This window comes from Arachidicoccus terrestris, from assembly GCF_020042345.1.
Classification (GTDB): domain Bacteria; phylum Bacteroidota; class Bacteroidia; order Chitinophagales; family Chitinophagaceae; genus Arachidicoccus; species Arachidicoccus terrestris.
The window spans coordinates 1,115,522-1,132,816 of record NZ_CP083387.1 but is presented as its reverse complement, the minus strand read 5'-3'; the positions used below and the strand labels follow the sequence as shown (position 1 = coordinate 1,132,816).

Here is a 17,295-nt window from a genome sequence, read left to right as displayed (position 1 = left end):
TTATTTGTCGGGATCTGCTTTCCTTTGCACATCCAGAATATCGGTTTTTGACTTAAGCAATTGGGCTAGACGATCATAACAAAGTCCAATAATCAGGCACCAAAAGAATGTAATATCAATTCCGGTTATGTCAGGGAAAAAACGAAGAGTTGCATATATTAAAAGGATATTTAATAAGATTCGTTTAGCATTATCTTTCAATAAAAACCACAAAGAAAATTTAACCGGCGTCCCAACAGCTTCTTTGTATTTTGTGGCGCCGTGGATCAATAGTGAAATAACTACACCCACGAACGCAAAAAATGCTTGCGTCAAAAATTCCTGAATAGTGGCTACCCCTAAAATATCCTTTAACATAATTAGTTGGTTTTAGATGCTCTACCGGCAGCGTAATCGTTAAACCGCATTTCCAGTGTTGAAATTTGAATCTGCAAGGCACGTATTTGAAGATCACGGCCTTTGGCGTCCGCTTTTATTTCTTTGATGGCTTCGCCATGTAATTCGGTTTTATCACTAAGGCTGTGGATCTCCGATTTTATAGAAAAGACACCGCCCACGACTGAACTGCAAATACTAATGGTGCCAATAATGATGGCTGTCATAAGACGGCCCGTAACTCCCTTAATTTCTTTTTGTTCCAGTGGTGTCATGTCTCCTGCTTTCATTATAAAAAAATTGCAGTTAGTTAAGATTGATGCTTACTAACTGCAATTTTAGTTTCAATTGATATTCTTATATGAACATCATATAGACAGAATAGAAATATTAGTATTTTATAAGGAATAATTTACCTATGTTTTTGACGACTGTTTCGGATCCAGTACCAGCATTATTTACCTGAATCAGACGCGCTGCGGATGGATCCCTGATTGCATCCATCCAGTATTGTTGCGGGCTTCTGTCCCCGGATGCATCAGGCCATCCACGATCTGCGATTTTTTCAGTTGTATGGTTATGTTGCAGCATTTCATCCGCTTGGTAACCACCAGCATAATTTGGCACCCTCTTAAATTCGATGCCCCGGCCCAAATCTAACATACGTTCAAACATGGCCCTTTCATCTGGCATACGAAAGGTTGACGATCCATCACCTGTTGAAAAGAATCCACGGTACTTTGTAGGGCTAGACAGCCAAAGCGAATCAGAAATGACTTCATGCCCAACCGAAAGGGAATCAACAAATTCCCATAATCTCGGATAAAAAGTCCGGTTGATAAGCTGCCCCATAGCAGGAAGCGTATTAATTAACTGCTTCCTGGACTTTACTTCTTCTCCAACACAGTAAAAATTACCGATTGCATTTACGATTTTCCAATGTCCACCAGAAGCCATTAAATACAAATGTTCTTTATGGTGCATGTATACCTCCGACCTGTTGCCGTCTGTATCGTAGAAATATTGGCCGTTGCCGCTTACGATTTTAATAACAGAGGCCCCGGCACAAAAACTGGAAATAGGTAAAATAGAAAAATCGGGAAAGGAATCTGAATCAGCCAGCGTGATAGTTAGTGCAGTATTATTTGACGATCTCGCAATAATAAGTTTTCCTGCAAAAGAATCGTCCAATAACGCATTTGACGATAAAATAATTTCCCCCACCAATTGAGATGCTAACCCTAACCTTCCATATAAATATTGGGTTCTATCTGCAAGTTGCTGCAAAGGTAAGTTGTCTATTCCGTCCGGACCACCTTGGACTATGTCCGTTTCTTCAAAATTATAAATTTCATCAACCCAAGCGTTATTACCTGTATATGTTGCCATAGTAATTTAATTAATTGTGATTTTCCAACTTCCGACGATGCGAATTGCGTCGGTCTTTTCTATTTCACCCGTTCTAACCTTACGGGCGCAAAGAATATTGTCAGCATTCAGCAAGCCAAATTCTCGAATAGTAATCCCGTTCCCTTCATCATTATTTAAATCAAAGTTAAATTGTACGCTATTTGCTTCCGGAAACGACACCGAGTCGACGGACTTACTAAACATGTCCGTAAGTGCTGAATCGCCTGGGGCTGCTACTGTAGCATTGGTTCCGATGCCAATTTTAGTAATGGCTTTTCCAGCGGAATTACCACCCAATAATTTTGCTATATTCGTTTTTCCCAGGGTTACAACTAAGTTGTTTTCTTGTATAGATGCAACTAATTGACAGTTGTTAAATATATCAATATGAACTGCACCGGTTGCACATATGCCATCATTAACCAACGGTTTGGACTTTCTTAGTATTTTTAATTTCATGTTATTGAATTTCAATTATTAATAAATCAGTGTCAGGTCCATAATTGTTTGTGCCATTACGCACCACCAAACCATTATGAAGTACATTGCCACCGGCTGACACTTCGTCTTCGTCTTCAATTGCCTGACCATCTGTTTCAGAATCAGATAAGGTTATCTTTTCACCTGAAATTGATATGATGTAGCTTACATCCACTAATGTCGACCTTGCGTTTTTGTACTCGTTAATCATTTTTACAATGTCCTGAACTTCGGCGTCGCCTAACGATTTTTCGCCCAGGTCGATTGTTACACGAAAATTAGCCCAATGTTCCCCTACATGTTCCGTTATTTCAGCGTCCCCGTAGCCAATGGAAACTAAAGCTTCACGGATCGCCCACAGAGTACCTTTGTAACGGTGTAATTCAATTGCCCTTTTTATTATATTTCTTTTATCTGCGTCAGTATTGGCTAATCGAAACCCCTTATAACCAAGTACGTCAAATTGCTGTGCCAGGTAAGGAATTGCTGACGCGTCAACTGTATCAATGATATATACCAACAGTTGATCTAATTGCATGTTATTAAACCTGCTTTTCATAAGTAGATCAAAAGCTGCGATGTGGGTGATATGTGCTATACTATCTGCTAATATGCTCCCGTTATTGGTCATGGGTTCCGTTAATTGTTACTGTTATTCCCGTGCAATTTGTATAATCTTCTGGGTTAGCTACGATGTCAGTTTCCGGACTAATGACGTCAACATTATAAACTATTCCATCCAGCATGGAAAGTGCCGCTATTTTGTTCCTAACCACATCAACGCCCAATATGTTTTTCTTTGAATCTACCCATCTTTGTATTGCGTCCAGAACTGTAGAATCTGCACCTAGATTGACTGCATTAGACAGGATAGTTAATTCCACTTCAATGGCATAGTCAATTTTTGTCGGCGCGGAGACGATAACCGTATCAGTCAAGGGACGGACCTTTTCGCCATTGCAGATGGCATATACAGTATCAAGTAACGCCTGACCTGGTATAACGCCACCTGACAAAAGCGGGAAAATGTGAACTTCCCCCGGCGTCGGATTGGTAATCGCTACATCTGCAATAGAGGGGCTAGCGCTTTTTGCAAAAAATTTATAAGCCTCTGACGGCCCCGCCACACTGAATGAAGCTGGCGCAAGTTTTATACGCTCTCGTAAATCGTCGTCGCTTTCTTCATCTGAACCGCCAGAGGACTGATCCAAGTTCTGCGCTCCCACCAGATAAGGCTTTGGATCCAAGATTATAATAATCGTACCGGCAGAATAATTATTGCCTATAGTTCCGGCTTCCGAACATGCAGCTTTTATATTTACATAGATTACACCAGCGGGGACAATTACTGTTTCTATTGTCTGGAAAATTGCCTTACCGTCGGTTGATTGAACCCGAAGCCCTTCCGGAATAGTAATGCCAGTCTGTCCATCTACAAGCGTGAAAGTCAAAACAACGTATGCGGGGGCCGCTGGAAGGCGATAAACCCCGACTAACTCGCCTAAATACTCCAAGGATGCACCACGGGCAAAAGCCACTAGGCTTTGTCTATATGCATCGTTAATCTGGGATCTGATAATAGTTTCTCTGTACGCCAAACCCTGGATGATTAACATTTCAACATCTGCTGGTGCTATTTGACGGTTTAGACGAAATTCCAGATCGGCCTTCATTTCGGATATTATTCGGCCTGAATCTTCGTCGGTAATTTTTATCAATTCTGACATATATTATACGTATATTAGTCTAATCTATTTTTTCTAAGTATATAATAACCCGAATGCCAGCTATCTAGTGCGGCATCGGTGCTAACCAGTAAGTCCCCGGATGGGTGCTTAAAAATTCTGCATCCAAATTTGATTACTTTTTCTTCACTTTCAAACACTTTCCGATGCTCGACGCCATTGTAAGTGGCCCAGATTCTGCAATATTTTCCAGATGCGGAATGTCCAATCAACACAGGTTCCCCTTTACCAAATCTAACCATGTTCATTACAAACCCATCTGTTAACGTCTGACTTACGCGGTATTGCTCCGCGGTGTCAAAATCGGTTGATTGTTCCCACATATACGTAGGCTCTACATTCACATCATTCGTTTCATATCCGTTACGATGGACTAAATACATAAACTCCCTGGGGGCATCATGACCTAGCAATAACCCTTGTTGAATAGGGAAAATGGCTGTATACTGTGGCCGCATTGTATTGTAGTTCATGTTGGGTTCAAATTCATTTTTGATACAAAACATGAAGCTCGACCAAACGGGCGTAGGTGTATTTGCTGTGGGGAATACTTCCGGATCCACGGCCGTGGCTGTTGTAAGGAAAGCTAAGAGGTCGTCAATACTTAAATGCCATAAATAATCCTGCCCGTCGCCGTTGGTTATTAAAATTCGCCTTCCATAATTGTCATAACGAATTGTATGTATATGGGCTAATTTTCTATATTCGGTAGAAGTGAAATACACCCAATTGTCGTCGGATTCGCCATTAAGCGGATTTTTCTTGTCGTTAAGGTCAAACATTTTGTACCATGTATCCCCGTCGTCTGGACTTACCCAGGCACAGGAAGATACCCCGCGGGCATTCCCAGCCAAACCGGTATTATTTTGCGCCCAATATTTACTTGTACCGGCACCGTATTCCGTGGCAAAGATCAGACCTGCACCATAAGCAAAGGACCATTCACCTAACGGTGCACCGTTACCAAACCCTACTTTATTGTAGTCTGGATCTGATGGATCCAGCCAATCCTTGTGGTAGAAGTCATTTGAATATTTGAAACATTTAGTAAGTGTTCCGTCGGGCTTCCGCTTGAATAGACAATAAAATCTATTTCCATCTACCTCCATCATTAATGCAAATAAAACAGATCCATCGTCTAAAACCTCTAAAACAGCCCTTCCTTGCTGTTGCTGTGGGCATAAGGCCCAAACATCTGGATACATGGACTGATTAAACAGATAAGTTACGTTCCCTTGTTCATCCTGTGTATAAACTTCGATGGTTTGGCCATTAATAAAGTAATAAAGGCCGTTTTTGTAATGCACCAATTGCCCCGTATGTTGCCCTTGGATTAATTCGCCTTTATAGCTATAATCGTCTGCAAGTGCCAAATTGTTTCCGTCTAGAATCTGGACATAATTAATATTCGTGCCGACCTTCCGGAATTGATACTTTTGCGCTGTATATACCCCATCTGGAACTGTATGGTCTAAAATTGCATCCTGTATAGAATAATAGTCCGATTTAACTTCATGCTTAAAATTGCCAACAGCATATAACCGGAAGCTGTTTACATTTGCATATAATGTGGAAGCGTGTACAAATTTTGCGCCTGCCGGCACCGGGATAGTCATTGATGTTTTTATTTCATCACCGCTATATTTACTTACGCCGTCTTCATCTGTCCACCCGTAACCAATTAATTTCCCGTTTTTGTCGCCAAATAGTATATTGGCGTTTTTATCCATGCCGCCAGTGTATTCCAAAGATTGTGTCCCTTCCGGGATCCGGATCCCGATTGTATTTCGTCTATAAGTTCCCGGAGCGTACCACATTCCGCGATAGTCCGCATATCCAACACCGCTGGATATGTCGTAGTAATCAGCTAGTAGAGCCCTCTTATAATCCCCCTTTTTCAAAGAAATAACATCATCACCCAAGGGAACTATGGTAAATGCCCCGGCTGGGAAGTTGCTTTTAATAACATCACAATCTAATGTCAGTGTCAGCCCATAGTCCCTGTTAGGGGATCCTGATCCACCCCACGGCATTGAATCAGTATATAAACCTGAAAAATTTTCCGGCAAAAGTATAGATCGCAGCAGTGAAATTTGTGCCCCGTTTTGATAAACAGCAATATCGAATATCACACGGTCATTGTTATCTCTAATAAGCCTTACGAATTTAAATGTTTTGTCGGCGACATTACCCCAACATGTTATATTTTTCAGGGATCTTTGGATCACAAAGGGAGCGCCAGTAAATACATTATAAGTATCATGACCAATTGGGTATCCGTCAGTTGATGTTATATTATTAATAAATCCCGCATTCAATACCCCCAGCTTTTTCTCACCAAATGTCCATGCATATAATAAATCTTTAATAAATCCTGTCGTATCAAACACAATTTCTACATTCTCCAGGGCAGTTGAAGATAAATTATCTTTGAAATAAAGTTTAACAATACCATCATCCGGTACATCTAAAGATGGAACATAACATAAGATATCCTTGTCTTCCGGATCTCCCGGTGTCAAGTTATTGCTTAATGTAAGCGTACAATTAAATGCACTGGTTCCGTCAGTTTTAATGGTATTGGCCCAGGCTTTCAGTGAAACGTATTTATAATTGCTATTAATTACGTTAATTTCTCTAATGGCCTTATCAACCATAGAAAGAAATGTATTCCCTAAATCGGCATAACGGGTATCCCCATAGGTGAATGTTGTTGCGGCATTTTCTGTGATCTTATTTAATCTGATGGATGGAACTGATATAGGACGCCATAAAGGGGAAACACCAGGTTCATCGGCAGCAGCGGTAGTGTAGTCTTTTGCAGCCCATAATCCGCCATTATGAACACATTGCTCCCCTGTTTTGTATTTTCTAGGGGACCAATTTTCAATCAGTAAAAGAAGGTTTTTGTATATTAATATATAGCTCCAATACTGGCCATTGTAGCTGAACTTGCCCGATGTGCTTGCTGGGACCACAAGGGGTTCATTATTCTTATCCAAGAATTCATTATATATATCGTCACTACTTCCATCATCAGGCGTTGGGGCAATTTTTGTATTGGTAACATCCCCCCAAATTGGTTTATTATCCGGATTGTCTGGTAACTCACTGTTTAATGCGATCTCGCCAATGTAAGATTCTGTAGCTTCTTTGACTATATCACCTTTAAAATCGCCAAATGGCATATGGACAGTTACGCCACCCCTTCCAATAGGAACGCTATCGGTTTCAAAAGCTTCCGTTACTTGGGCGGTGTCTTCAATTGACTGTAGTTCTATTTCGGTTCCAACGGGAACGGTGCTATTGCTCATTTGTTAAATAATATTAAAACGGTGATTCACTTGTTATAATTCGACCAAATGGCGCAGAATCCCCTAGGGCCTTTCCTGTTGACGCCTGAATCATAAGTACTTTGTAATAGAGAGTTGAAATAATTAATTCAGCATTAAAATCTTCATTTTCTGAAACACAGATTAACTGGTAGATCGGCGTTTGCCCATCTACGGCCAGATCTGATTTAATATACCATTTGCCATATTGTGACCAATTTTCTTTTGCGAAATCAAGGATATCTCCAAAGTTGTCATAACCCGGCATCTGGGGTATGATATCTTGACCTGCAACTTTAAACATTACCGAATAAACGCCAGTTGGTGCCAAATAAGGGAATTCTGCTTTAATTTCCCTCACCGGCAGTAGGGACACCCCTAGACTGGCAGAATCGACGTCAGCAGATCTAATATAACACATGATCCTGTCTGCCAACATAAACCATCTTCCAAACGAAAGCCAATTGGTTTTGATCCAGTTAAATAGATCGCTTAAAGATTCATAACCGTATTCAATTGGGGCAGGTAAGACTTGCGTTCCGTTTTCTAAGAATGAAATTTGATAACGATACCCTTTAGGATTAGGCGGGAAAAATGCCTGTAAAATAACTTCCGCGTCTTGTTGTTCTGCTGTTACCCCTTTTGCTATATTGAAGGTTACTGCATCAGTTACGTTTTGATCTACTACTTTGTACCCAATGGTAAACACCGGCTTGCCGTAGCTTTCTATATAATGACTGACACCAGTTACCTTTATTCGGGTCTCCCAAATTTCTAATGCGTCTATAATAGCCTTTTTGATGTTCGGTATGGCGATGTTTTCGGGTAGATCGATGTACTTAAATATGTCTGAACCAAATTCGGGACGCAACGGATCTGAATTCTTTCGAGTACGCAGGATAATATCAATGCACTGGCGTATAGATGCCAGCCCCTGGGCTATTGCTCCATACCCTAATATTGAAATTCCCCATACGGGGCTGTCTATGTTATCCAGTGTTGCCATTACCCCGCTAATTTCGATTGTAAAGGATGGGGGATTAGGACAACATAAAGACAATTTAAAACTAAGGAACTGGCGGGCCTGATGTTCCAGCGCCAGTGGTAACTCCGCTGTGGGTGTGAGTACCCAAATCTATATCACCAACAACAACGGATCCGCCCTTGATTTCCCCACCGGCTTCGATCTTGCCTGTGATATTCATATCACCTGTGGAAGTAATGGCGCCCCCGCCAGTAGTAGCTATGGTCGCCGCAGTTAACGCGCCTGTAACTGTAACGGCACCTTGCAGTGTGATTACCGGCGAAACAATTTTTGCCGATGTAGAACCAGTCGCTTCGATTTCAGCGGCAGAAACTGCCGCCTTTTGGGTCGCTACTGCTTGGATGTTTTTAGCGGAAATTTGGGCATCTCCGGCGGCATTGATTGCGATATCTCCTTTAACAGATGCAGTTAATTTATGAAGTGTCTTATCATATTCAATTAATGTGCCATCTGAAAATAATTTCCGGAATTTTCCAGCCGCTTCGCCGTTGTCCGGGGTGTCTTCGTCACTGTATATTGCACCAATAATAACGCCGTCATCCCCGTCGTTAATCATAAGGCAGACAACATGTTCATTGATTTCGAGTTGCCAGCTTTCTTTATCGGATTGGGACCGGCGAACTAACACCGGCAGCCAATCAGTCGCTAGATCGTCGTCATCGTCGAAATTTACTTTTGCGTAACCCGGTTTGACTTCGCAAACTAATCCGTATTTTAAAATGGTTCCGTGGTGCATTGTATTATTTTCTTTCGATTAGACCCACACGCTTGATGGTAGCTGTGACATTATACCCATTATCTTTGTCTATATCATGGCTGCTTTCAGTGATATAGTATTTTCCTGAAAACATCCCAAAGCCGGACAATTCAATTGAATTACCGGCAACTATAAAGATGTTCCCCGGCATTTGTATCGACCCTTCCTGCTGGAAACTATTGGCCCGATACAGCGCAGCTTTTGCCATTGCTTCCGCTTGCTGGTCATTATCTACCCTTTTGCGCAATACTAAAATATCCGATTTGGTATTTAATAATGCGGGGTTGTTTTCCTTTTGTTCGTAGACAATAGTTTTTTTCTTGCGCGGGTGATGGTATTTGATGTTTACTGATCCATAAGTATTGGCTGTTTTGTCTGTAATATTTACGTACGTAACTTCATTTCGCTGGATCGTTAATGCCGATTCCCTTGATTCCAGTTCGTAAATATTGGTAAATATCAATTGATTGTTCCGGATGGAAAAGGTATATCCATAATCGTCGGCCAGTTCTTGTAGGAAATGCAGATCTGTTTTCAGGGATTGGGTTTTCCGTTCAATGATGATATCAGGGATGTTGCCTATAACCGTTAGTCCCTGGGATTGGGCAATTGTATTTGCAATTTCCTTTAATGTTTTCTTTTCGTGGGCTGTAAATTTACATGTCCGGATATTCTTATTTATGCCAGCTGCAAGGGCCTTGATCGTTATTGTATCGCCGTTATCTTTGGAGAAATCGCCAGTCACTTCGTCTATTGTAAAGGTCCCGCAGTTAAGGGGCTGCCCCTTTTTAATGATATTTAGAGTGATAGTATCACCCTTAGTCGGATACCAAGCATATTGCCATAATCCGGCCGCGTCCGATAGAGAGATTGAAATCTCATCGGCTTCACCACTTGCCCGGTCTGTATAGGAAATATAGATAACATTCGGTGATATGTCCGCTGTTATATTTTTACCATTATAAAGGACCTCGTATTGTATTTTTAATACCTTCATTGTTTAGCGTTTCCATGGGGGTAGTTGTTCCGCATTTGTTTTTACCTCTGCGGCTTCAATGATGGGGATATTAATTACAATCCCTTCCGGCAGTATATCATAAGGCGGAACGCCCGGATTTGCCGCCAGAATGGCATTCATTTTAGCAGGATCACCGTATGCTGAAACAGCTATATTGTCCCATCGCTCACCGCCTTGTGTGGTTATTTGTATTTCGTTGCTCATTTCCTTAATATTGAACTGGTTAGAAATGATTGCCCATTCCGTTTAAGGTCCGCCACGGCTGAAACCAGATCGGAATTCTTTTGTAAAATAATATCCGGCTGCATAACCGGTAAACTAGCCGTGAAGGAATCACTGGCAGACAACGTGCTTTCAGCTGATCCTGACAAACCATCCGATCCATAGGCGCAGGAACTTGAATCACCCGTCCGTTTAATAAGATCCTGGCATAATAGCTTAATTGCCGTCAAATGTGAAGACGTTTCAAATTTACCCTCTGTGGTAAGGGAGCCACCACCCAAAAGAACGGTGCCGTTTATTGCGTCCGAATGGTTTTTAACCTTTGTAATAATCCCGGAAATAGTAGTCGCACACGTGGACGGGTTGTTCTTTTTCTGGGCCACCGGCTTTTTATTGCCCACGGCCGTAGCATTTTTTCTGTTTTCGGCTTGCTGGCTCTGCAATTTGTCTTTTGCCACATATTCTTTTAATTCAACGTCGACCAAGTAAGAAAATACATTGCCCACGCCGTCAACATCTTCTATCCGTTCCCGAATGTCGGTAATAACAAAGCTACCGGCTAATTTCCCGTTTCCGTATAGCAAGGGTAATACTTCCCCATTGTTCATGCTGTCTTTAAGGGACTGTAATTCCTTTTCCGGATTGCAGAAAGTGACATGCAGCCGCATCCGCAAGGAAAGTTCGTCCAGATTAGCCCCCGTAAATTGCAGATCTGGCTTATCGTCTATTAACGGTTGTTCGGCGTAAGTGACACCGGATCCCCGATAATAGTCGGTAAAGCTTTTCAGATTTTCAAATATATTGGTTCCTAACTGTGCGTACATTACATGCTAATTAAATAAATGATATTCGGCCTTTCTGTCTCTCATATTCTCTGATCCATTTGGGAAATTCTTTTTTAACTGCATCACTTACTGCCTTCCCATCGGCAGCCGTGGCAGATCCGGAAAGGTGAACCGTTACATTCATTGTAAATCCCCCACCGGCATGAACACCTGATGCGGCAAGTTGCGGCATTCCGGTCCCTGGGTTCCGTAGGAAGTTCATTACGCCAAATGCCGTATTTCGCATGGCATTAATCATTGACGCTGGGCGGATGTTTTCAGCAATTGTTTCTACCAGACGGATCTTATTAATATCCCGCAGCGGGCCTTCTTTTGCTGGGCTGAACGGTAGCATTTTTCGAATCTTGCTTACTACTTTGTGCATGGCTTCTATAGGCTTGTGGGCCATGCTTTTAATGCCTTTCCATAGACTGTTGATAATATTCACACCGGCATTATAGAATGTCTTTCCAAGCCCCATTACCCAATTTACAGCCCCATTAAATATATTTCTAACCTTCCCCCACATCCCGGAAAAGAATCCCGTTATTTTGGACCAATGTTTAATTATTAGCCCATAGGGGGTATAGTTCAAAAACATTTTCTTGATCCATTGCCATGCGGCAGAAAAAGCCAGTTTGACCTTTTGCCAGACCATAACAAAGAATTTACTTATTGGAGTCCAATATTTGATGATAAAGAAAACAGCAGTAGCAATCGCCATTATCCAACCAACAATAGGGAATGCCATTACGACAACCCGCAAGACCATGAATGTTGTTTTTAGCACATTAAACGCACTCACAAGGAAGCTAATTACACGGCTACCTATGCTAAATAATTTAAATATACCTCCAAAAACTAGGGAAAGATAGCCGCCTGCAAGTGCTAATGCAGATGCGACTGCCGCTGCCTTTACTAATCCCGATACTAAAGTTGGGTGTATTTCGACAAATCGGCTGACTTTTTCCATTATGCCGCCGATAGATGTCATTAATTTATTTAACGACGGCAATAATACAGTTCCAACCCGGACAGCGACTTCGGATATTTTATTTCTAAATATTTGCATCTGGGCACTGCTAGATGCAAGACGCTTTTGATATTCCTTATCCATTGACCCTTTTTGTTGGCCGTTAACCATTTCCATTTCACGGCGCAACTCCCCAACGTTTAATGCCAACTTTGTAAGTTTCGGCCCCTGTTCATTTCCGAATAATCTTACCAAGGCTTCTGTTTGTTTTTCTGGCCTTAATTGAGATATTTTGTCGAAAACTTCCAGAATGGCACTTTTGGCTGTAGATTTGTCTGACATTTGTTTTTGGATTCTTTGGGAAGACAACCCTAAAAGTTCCATGCCATCCTGAAACTTCTTTGCTTGCATGGTTGCCGCTCCAAGCCTATTTAGCATTGCGTTTATACCGGTTCCGGCATTTTCTGCGCTTTCCCCAGCAGATAATAAAGTCGATGCAAGGGCTGCTGCTGTATTCGGACTTAAATTTCTTGCGGATCCGCCAATCCGTTGTAATACGTTGATCAATTCGGGGCCTTTTGCTATTGTATTGTCATCCAAATAATTGATCGCGTCCGCAAATTCACCAACCTTATCTATTGGAATTTTGAACACATTGGCCACTTTTCCCATACTGTCGGCAATTTCAGCGGCAGGCATATCAAAGGCGACTGACATTTTTGTAACCTGCTTAGTATAGTCTATAATTTTATCCTGGGCAATTCCCATACGAAGGCCCGCAGCTACCATGTCTTGTATTTGACCTGTGGCAATAGGTAAAGTTTTTGATAATCTGAATATATCACCCGTCATTGCCTTGACGGTTTCTGGACTATCGACGTTCATTTGCTTGCGAATATCGATCATCTTTGTTTCAAACTCCTTTGCTGCATCAACGGCCTTATAGATCGGTGCGCCAATAGCCAATCCCGCAGTAACTAGTTGCCGTCCGGTTTGAAATGATTTTTCGGCCAGCTGGTTTGTTTTGGCCGAAAACGATGCAAGTTTCTTTTGGGCATTGCTGACAGATGAATTAATAACAGAAGACATCCTATCGTATGCGGATAGGATGACAGCAATTTTCATAGTTGTATCTAATGCCATAATTATTTTTCTTCTGTAGAATTTATTTCTTTATAAAGCCCAATTGCACGCTCATGCCACATTCTTAATCTGGGAAATTTCCAACCGAATAATACTTCAAGCCCTACATTAAGATAGTGGGCTATAAAGGCCATGTTATCGGCTGTTACTATCGATTTCTTTCCGTCACTGACTAATTTCGGTTCAGAGACGGGATCTAAAAATTTAGGTCTGCGAAGGCTACTTGCATTGCTAAATAATCTTTCATTTTGAATCCAGACAAATCTTCCATTACAATCGGTGATCCATCTACTTCAATGGCACATGCCATCAATGCGGACAGGAATTTACTTTGGTCATTCCCCGAAATTAAGGTCGCTTTTTCTACATCCGCCCCTGTACCTTCTTTTATTTTAGCGATTCGATCATCAGATAATTTGACGTAGGTTACCCAGGCTCCGTTTTCAGTCCTTTTGACTTCAACTTTGTCTTTCATGTAATCATGGTCCACGGTTGGCCAGTCATTGGTTGCTTCATCTACTTGCGCTGCTTTGCTCATTTTGTTTTTGATTTTTAAATTAGAAAAGAAACGCCCTACCATGCAGGGCGTTTAAATAGTTTTACTTTAGGCTCCCAGAATCTGTCGCCATTGGGCCAGTTGATCGACGCCGTTCACCCGCCAGATATTAGCCAGAACGTCGATATTTACGATTTCTTCCCCATTGATTTCCATTTTATAGGCTGTGACGTTCATTTCGTCTTCTCTCTCTACGTTGTCTTGTGGCTTGAATCCTAATCCCCCGGCCATTTTCCATGTTCCACGCAGGAAAATAATGCAGGGCGTTTGAGCGACACGGCTTCCGCCGTCCCAGGTCTCAATGGATGCACGGATTGTCAGATTGGTAGCATTAAAGAAATCATGGGTTTTTCGCATTACTTCCGGATAGATCGCATTCCATTTGATCTTTGCGGACATTTTTTGAAGACCGGCAGTTACTTCGGCTTCGCCAAACATGCCCAGTCCTTTATGGTCGGCCATTTTTGGCATCACATCCGGCAACGTCACTTCTTCGCTTCGCCCCATGTAAGATTTACCGTCCATGTATATGTTACAGTTGGTAACTTTATTCGTTGTGATATTCATTTCAAATATTTTTAAAAGGGGTATTGAATTTAATTAGATCAGATCTTCATATTACTTCAATACGGAATATAAAGACGTGTCGATCGTAGACAGGAACGTAATTTGTTCGGTTGGAACTGCACCCATGAAATTGATCGAAAATTTCACTTTACCGGCTGCAAGATCCGCAGGGGGATTCTGATCCCGGTTAAATGTGATCTTTGATCCTTCCAAAATCGCACCCCTTCCAATCAGTACATTCATGAAATTGTTTCCGCTATTTCGGATCTCGTCAATGATAGCCTGATTTAATGGCTTATCAATGAAGGGTAGGGAAGCCAATTCCAAACTTTCATGGACCACATCGGCTATACGACGCATACTGATAAAGCTATCAGGCTGGGTATTGGATGGGAAAGAAGCGTTTCGGTTACCCCATGCCAGAAATCCGGTTCCAAATGAATTAAAGACAGTTGTAATACCGGCTGCATTTAGCGTATTAGTATCGCAATTTTCATCATTCAGGCTTGCTGATAACTCCCTTTCAATACCAGTGATTCCCTTAAGCAACTGGTTAGATGGGCTATACCAATACCCTAAATCGCGGTCTGTAGCGGCCATTAATCCGGCGTAAAATTGGGAAAATGGGTAGTTTGTGTTTGTATCGGTGTTCGGATCGCCATCATCTTTGGAAGCGTCGTAGGCTTTTAGGAAAGGATATAGCAACACTGCACGCTTATCGGCGGTATTGAAAGAACTGTCAGCGGCTCCAACCCGATTGGTTAATGCATCTGGGACAGTCTCACCGGCGACAGAATCAATCAAGGCCACTGCACGAAGTCCTATAGCATTGGTTAACATTGCAGTGGAAACGGCTGGCGTTGAACTGTAGTTGGGTGCGATAAGAATTTTCGGCTTAAAACCAAAGCTATTGAAAGCAAGATCCCAAAGCTTCATACCTGTACGCACACCTGTTTCAGACACAGTCCCTATTATGTCAGTACTTAATACAGATAGAGCTTTAAGTTTGGAGTACGAAAACTTAATAACCGTATCGTTTGGAATTCTACCCTTTATAACTATAAATCGGCCATATTGATCTAATGTATAGTCAGTACCCGCAATGTATGTTGATGCTTCGCCAGCATCATCTTTGAGGGTCACGGCTGCCAGGTCAATGGGCGCCGACGCAAGCTTAAGTGCGCCATTTGTGACAGTCTGCGCTTCGTCTACTACGGCTTCTGTGTGTTTTGCATCATCAAAGACATTCACCACCAAGATAGTCCCGGTACCGTGGGCAAAGATCGCCGCAAGGGCCTGCGGAATGCTGAACCCTGGGATTGGGTCCCCGAATATTGCAGCATCTGTAGTGCTACGGATCAATTGAAGGGTATTTGATGGCCCTTTGGGAGCGACCCCTACTAGTCCAATGACGGCGGTTTTTACTTCCGAAACAACAACGTCGCCGTTGCTAACTTCGATCGTTTCCGTTCCGTGTAAAAAGTTTGCAGACATTTCTATTAATTTTTATTTTAAAAAGTTTTGTTTCTAATCATTGAATGTGAACTCTTCTTCCGCCGCGACCCGTTTTAATTGCTCACCGATAGTTTCTTCTGGATCGGTATATTCTTGCTGCATGTTATAGGTCCTACATTCAAATTCTAAATAGTATTGAAATGCATTGTTTTCCGTTTCAATTCTACCCGGCTTTGTAGGGGTCAAACGATCAGCATTTGAAGGGGCAAATCCAGTCAAATAAAGCTTAACCAATTCAATCAGCGTATAAATGCCGTAGGGACCCCTCCGCCGTGGAGATGAAAAGATAATCCGAAACCTGGCCCGCTCCATTATCCTAGCCGTATCGTTACCCTTATCTGGATCAAATGTTCCGTCAATGTATTCGGCAATGACTAAACCCCTGTCTGATTTTGCCTTTAATTTGTCGAAGTCCTTTTCTGTATCAGGGATTGGAAGGGCTTCCATAAATTCGCTAACCGGTTGACCTTTATACCCAGTTTCTGACAGCGAAACTTCGTCCAAGAAATCAGCGGCATACGCAATAAATTTTTCGTTTAGCCGATCTGATATTTCTTCTTCTGCGGTTCCGTAATTCATATTATTTCATGTGTAATATTGCCACCATTGTACGACCGTCGTATTTCAATTTGACATTTTGAATCAGAAACGAAATAAACGACCCATCCCTTTGTTCAATTGAAACTGTGTCTAATATACCGTCGTCGGCCCGTTCTTTTAAACCTTCAAAATCCCCCTTTTTATATTCCATTGTATAACCCGGTGCATCGTAATCGGTATTTCCAATTTGCTGGCTTTCCGTCGGATCTTTATATAGCACCTTTGCAGTTTTTTCTTCGCCACCGCCTTTTGGAATCCATTTTGCTAAAACGCCAAAAGTTGTTGTCACTACGTCGAAGGCGGTGTCTTGTATGCTATCAAAAAGGTTCATTGTCTTAAATAAGCCCTTCAATCGAAGGGCTTAAATTTTTATTTTAAAAGGATGGATCCAACAACATCTGCTGATGCAGCGTCAGCATAGGCATAACCCGCTAAAGGCAACACAGGGTCCGCACCGGCTGTTTTGGTTAATCCATCGTCGGCGCTATAGTAAAGCGCATCACCCTGGGACCATGCTTCGCCAGCCTTCTTCTTTACTGCATCAAAGGCGCCTTTAATCACTAAAGTGAATTGTTCACCTTCGGCGGCGTCAGCGACTACAACGCCGATAAAATTGCCTACGCCGTACATTTGCCCTCCGACTACGCCATCTGCTGGCGCAGCCAATTGAAGTGAATATCCGGACTGAATCTGATTTAACATAGCTATTTTTTTATGCCCGGCCTTTCCGACC

19 protein-coding genes are annotated in these 17,295 nt (G+C 42.1%); all 19 read right to left on the bottom strand.

The features are described from left to right. The 19 genes from K9M52_RS04455 to K9M52_RS04365 all read right to left on the bottom strand — a co-directional run bounded on the left by K9M52_RS04455 (position 1) and on the right by K9M52_RS04365 (position 17,264). Positions 1-357, bottom strand: coding sequence for a hypothetical protein (locus K9M52_RS04455; RefSeq protein WP_224070860.1), 357 nt, complete (start codon positions 355-357; stop codon positions 1-3). A 2-nt stretch (positions 358-359) separates the two neighbouring features. Next, the gene (locus K9M52_RS04450) at positions 360-665 is read right to left on the bottom strand and encodes a hypothetical protein (protein WP_224070859.1); all 306 of its coding nucleotides are present in this window, start codon (positions 663-665) and stop codon (positions 360-362) included. 100 nt (positions 666-765) lie between these two features. Continuing rightward, positions 766-1,764 carry a hypothetical protein gene (locus K9M52_RS04445; protein ID WP_224070858.1) on the bottom strand — a complete coding sequence of 333 codons (999 nt, stop codon included), beginning with the start codon at positions 1,762-1,764 and terminating at the stop codon, positions 766-768. Positions 1,765-1,770: 6 nt separating this feature from the next. Then, positions 1,771-2,244, bottom strand: coding sequence for a hypothetical protein (locus tag K9M52_RS04440; RefSeq protein ID WP_224070857.1), 474 nt, complete (start codon positions 2,242-2,244; stop codon positions 1,771-1,773). Between the two features lies 1 nt (position 2,245). Continuing rightward, entirely contained in the window at positions 2,246-2,896 is a 651-nt protein-coding gene (locus tag K9M52_RS04435) for a phage tail protein I (protein WP_224070856.1), read from the bottom strand. Then, the gene (locus K9M52_RS04430) at positions 2,886-3,992 is read right to left on the bottom strand and encodes a baseplate assembly protein (RefSeq protein WP_224070855.1); all 1,107 of its coding nucleotides are present in this window, start codon (positions 3,990-3,992) and stop codon (positions 2,886-2,888) included. The genes K9M52_RS04435 and K9M52_RS04430 overlap by 11 nt, the downstream gene beginning before the upstream one ends. A gap of 14 nt (positions 3,993-4,006) precedes the next feature. Further along, on the bottom strand, positions 4,007-7,324 hold the full coding sequence (locus K9M52_RS04425; protein WP_224070854.1) for a hypothetical protein: 3,318 nt from the start codon (positions 7,322-7,324) through the stop codon (positions 4,007-4,009). A 13-nt stretch (positions 7,325-7,337) separates the two neighbouring features. Next, the gene (locus tag K9M52_RS04420; RefSeq protein ID WP_224070853.1) at positions 7,338-8,348 is read right to left on the bottom strand and encodes a GPW/gp25 family protein; all 1,011 of its coding nucleotides are present in this window, start codon (positions 8,346-8,348) and stop codon (positions 7,338-7,340) included. Positions 8,349-8,409: 61 nt separating this feature from the next. Then, positions 8,410-9,123 (bottom strand): phage baseplate assembly protein V, encoded by a 714-nt coding sequence (locus K9M52_RS04415; RefSeq protein WP_224070852.1) that lies wholly within the window; start codon positions 9,121-9,123, stop codon positions 8,410-8,412. A gap of 4 nt (positions 9,124-9,127) precedes the next feature. After that, positions 9,128-10,141, bottom strand: coding sequence for a phage late control D family protein (locus tag K9M52_RS04410; protein WP_224070851.1), 1,014 nt, complete (start codon positions 10,139-10,141; stop codon positions 9,128-9,130). A 3-nt stretch (positions 10,142-10,144) separates the two neighbouring features. Beyond that, entirely contained in the window at positions 10,145-10,366 is a 222-nt protein-coding gene (locus tag K9M52_RS04405) for a tail protein X (protein WP_224070850.1), read from the bottom strand. Continuing rightward, positions 10,363-11,208, bottom strand: coding sequence for a phage tail protein (locus K9M52_RS04400; RefSeq protein ID WP_224070849.1), 846 nt, complete (start codon positions 11,206-11,208; stop codon positions 10,363-10,365). Before K9M52_RS04400 ends, K9M52_RS04405 begins: the two co-directional genes overlap by 4 nt. A 10-nt stretch (positions 11,209-11,218) precedes the next feature. Beyond that, positions 11,219-13,324, bottom strand: coding sequence for a phage tail tape measure protein (locus K9M52_RS04395; RefSeq protein WP_224070848.1), 2,106 nt, complete (start codon positions 13,322-13,324; stop codon positions 11,219-11,221). Between the two features lie 196 nt (positions 13,325-13,520). Then, the gene (locus tag K9M52_RS04390; RefSeq protein WP_224070847.1) at positions 13,521-13,904 is read right to left on the bottom strand and encodes a hypothetical protein; all 384 of its coding nucleotides are present in this window, start codon (positions 13,902-13,904) and stop codon (positions 13,521-13,523) included. Between the two features lie 24 nt (positions 13,905-13,928). Then, positions 13,929-14,447: a phage major tail tube protein gene (locus tag K9M52_RS04385; protein ID WP_224070846.1), complete on the bottom strand. Its 519-nt coding sequence runs from the start codon at positions 14,445-14,447 to the stop codon at positions 13,929-13,931. A 51-nt stretch (positions 14,448-14,498) separates the two neighbouring features. Further along, positions 14,499-15,941 carry a phage tail sheath family protein gene (locus K9M52_RS04380; protein WP_224070845.1) on the bottom strand — a complete coding sequence of 481 codons (1,443 nt, stop codon included), beginning with the start codon at positions 15,939-15,941 and terminating at the stop codon, positions 14,499-14,501. Positions 15,942-15,974: 33 nt separating this feature from the next. Further along, positions 15,975-16,541 carry a Gp37 family protein gene (locus tag K9M52_RS04375; RefSeq protein WP_224070844.1) on the bottom strand — a complete coding sequence of 189 codons (567 nt, stop codon included), beginning with the start codon at positions 16,539-16,541 and terminating at the stop codon, positions 15,975-15,977. Position 16,542: 1 nt separating this feature from the next. Beyond that, positions 16,543-16,893, bottom strand: coding sequence for a head-tail joining protein (locus tag K9M52_RS04370; protein WP_224070843.1), 351 nt, complete (start codon positions 16,891-16,893; stop codon positions 16,543-16,545). 38 nt (positions 16,894-16,931) lie between these two features. Next, positions 16,932-17,264: a DUF2190 family protein gene (locus K9M52_RS04365; protein WP_224070842.1), complete on the bottom strand. Its 333-nt coding sequence runs from the start codon at positions 17,262-17,264 to the stop codon at positions 16,932-16,934. Between the last annotated feature and the right edge of the window lie 31 nt (positions 17,265-17,295).

Bases quoted from the DNA above. Each gene is read 5' to 3' on its own strand.
- K9M52_RS04395 (WP_224070848.1), bottom strand. From the start codon at position 13,324: ATGGCATTAGATACAACTATGAAAATTGCTGTCATCCTATCCGCATAC.
- K9M52_RS04450 (WP_224070859.1), bottom strand. From the start codon at position 665: ATGAAAGCAGGAGACATGACACCACTGGAACAAAAAGAAATTAAGGGA.
- K9M52_RS04440 (WP_224070857.1), bottom strand. From the start codon at position 2,244: ATGAAATTAAAAATACTAAGAAAGTCCAAACCGTTGGTTAATGATGGC.
- K9M52_RS04435 (WP_224070856.1), bottom strand. From the start codon at position 2,896: ATGACCAATAACGGGAGCATATTAGCAGATAGTATAGCACATATCACC.
- K9M52_RS04370 (WP_224070843.1), bottom strand. From the start codon at position 16,893: ATGAACCTTTTTGATAGCATACAAGACACCGCCTTCGACGTAGTGACA.
- K9M52_RS04365 (WP_224070842.1), bottom strand. From the start codon at position 17,264: ATGTTAAATCAGATTCAGTCCGGATATTCACTTCAATTGGCTGCGCCA.
- K9M52_RS04420 (WP_224070853.1), bottom strand. From the start codon at position 8,348: ATGGCAACACTGGATAACATAGACAGCCCCGTATGGGGAATTTCAATA.
- K9M52_RS04400 (WP_224070849.1), bottom strand. From the start codon at position 11,208: ATGTACGCACAGTTAGGAACCAATATATTTGAAAATCTGAAAAGCTTT.
- K9M52_RS04405 (WP_224070850.1), bottom strand. From the start codon at position 10,366: ATGAGCAACGAAATACAAATAACCACACAAGGCGGTGAGCGATGGGAC.
- K9M52_RS04425 (WP_224070854.1), bottom strand. From the start codon at position 7,324: ATGAGCAATAGCACCGTTCCCGTTGGAACCGAAATAGAACTACAGTCA.
- K9M52_RS04445 (WP_224070858.1), bottom strand. From the start codon at position 1,764: ATGGCAACATATACAGGTAATAACGCTTGGGTTGATGAAATTTATAAT.
- K9M52_RS04390 (WP_224070847.1), bottom strand. From the start codon at position 13,904: ATGGTAGGGCGTTTCTTTTCTAATTTAAAAATCAAAAACAAAATGAGC.
- K9M52_RS04385 (WP_224070846.1), bottom strand. From the start codon at position 14,447: ATGAATATCACAACGAATAAAGTTACCAACTGTAACATATACATGGAC.
- K9M52_RS04410 (WP_224070851.1), bottom strand. From the start codon at position 10,141: ATGAAGGTATTAAAAATACAATACGAGGTCCTTTATAATGGTAAAAAT.
- K9M52_RS04455 (WP_224070860.1), bottom strand. From the start codon at position 357: ATGTTAAAGGATATTTTAGGGGTAGCCACTATTCAGGAATTTTTGACG.
- K9M52_RS04415 (WP_224070852.1), bottom strand. From the start codon at position 9,123: ATGCACCACGGAACCATTTTAAAATACGGATTAGTTTGCGAAGTCAAA.
- K9M52_RS04375 (WP_224070844.1), bottom strand. From the start codon at position 16,541: ATGAATTACGGAACCGCAGAAGAAGAAATATCAGATCGGCTAAACGAA.
- K9M52_RS04430 (WP_224070855.1), bottom strand. From the start codon at position 3,992: ATGTCAGAATTGATAAAAATTACCGACGAAGATTCAGGCCGAATAATA.
- K9M52_RS04380 (WP_224070845.1), bottom strand. From the start codon at position 15,941: ATGTCTGCAAACTTTTTACACGGAACGGAAACGATCGAAGTTAGCAAC.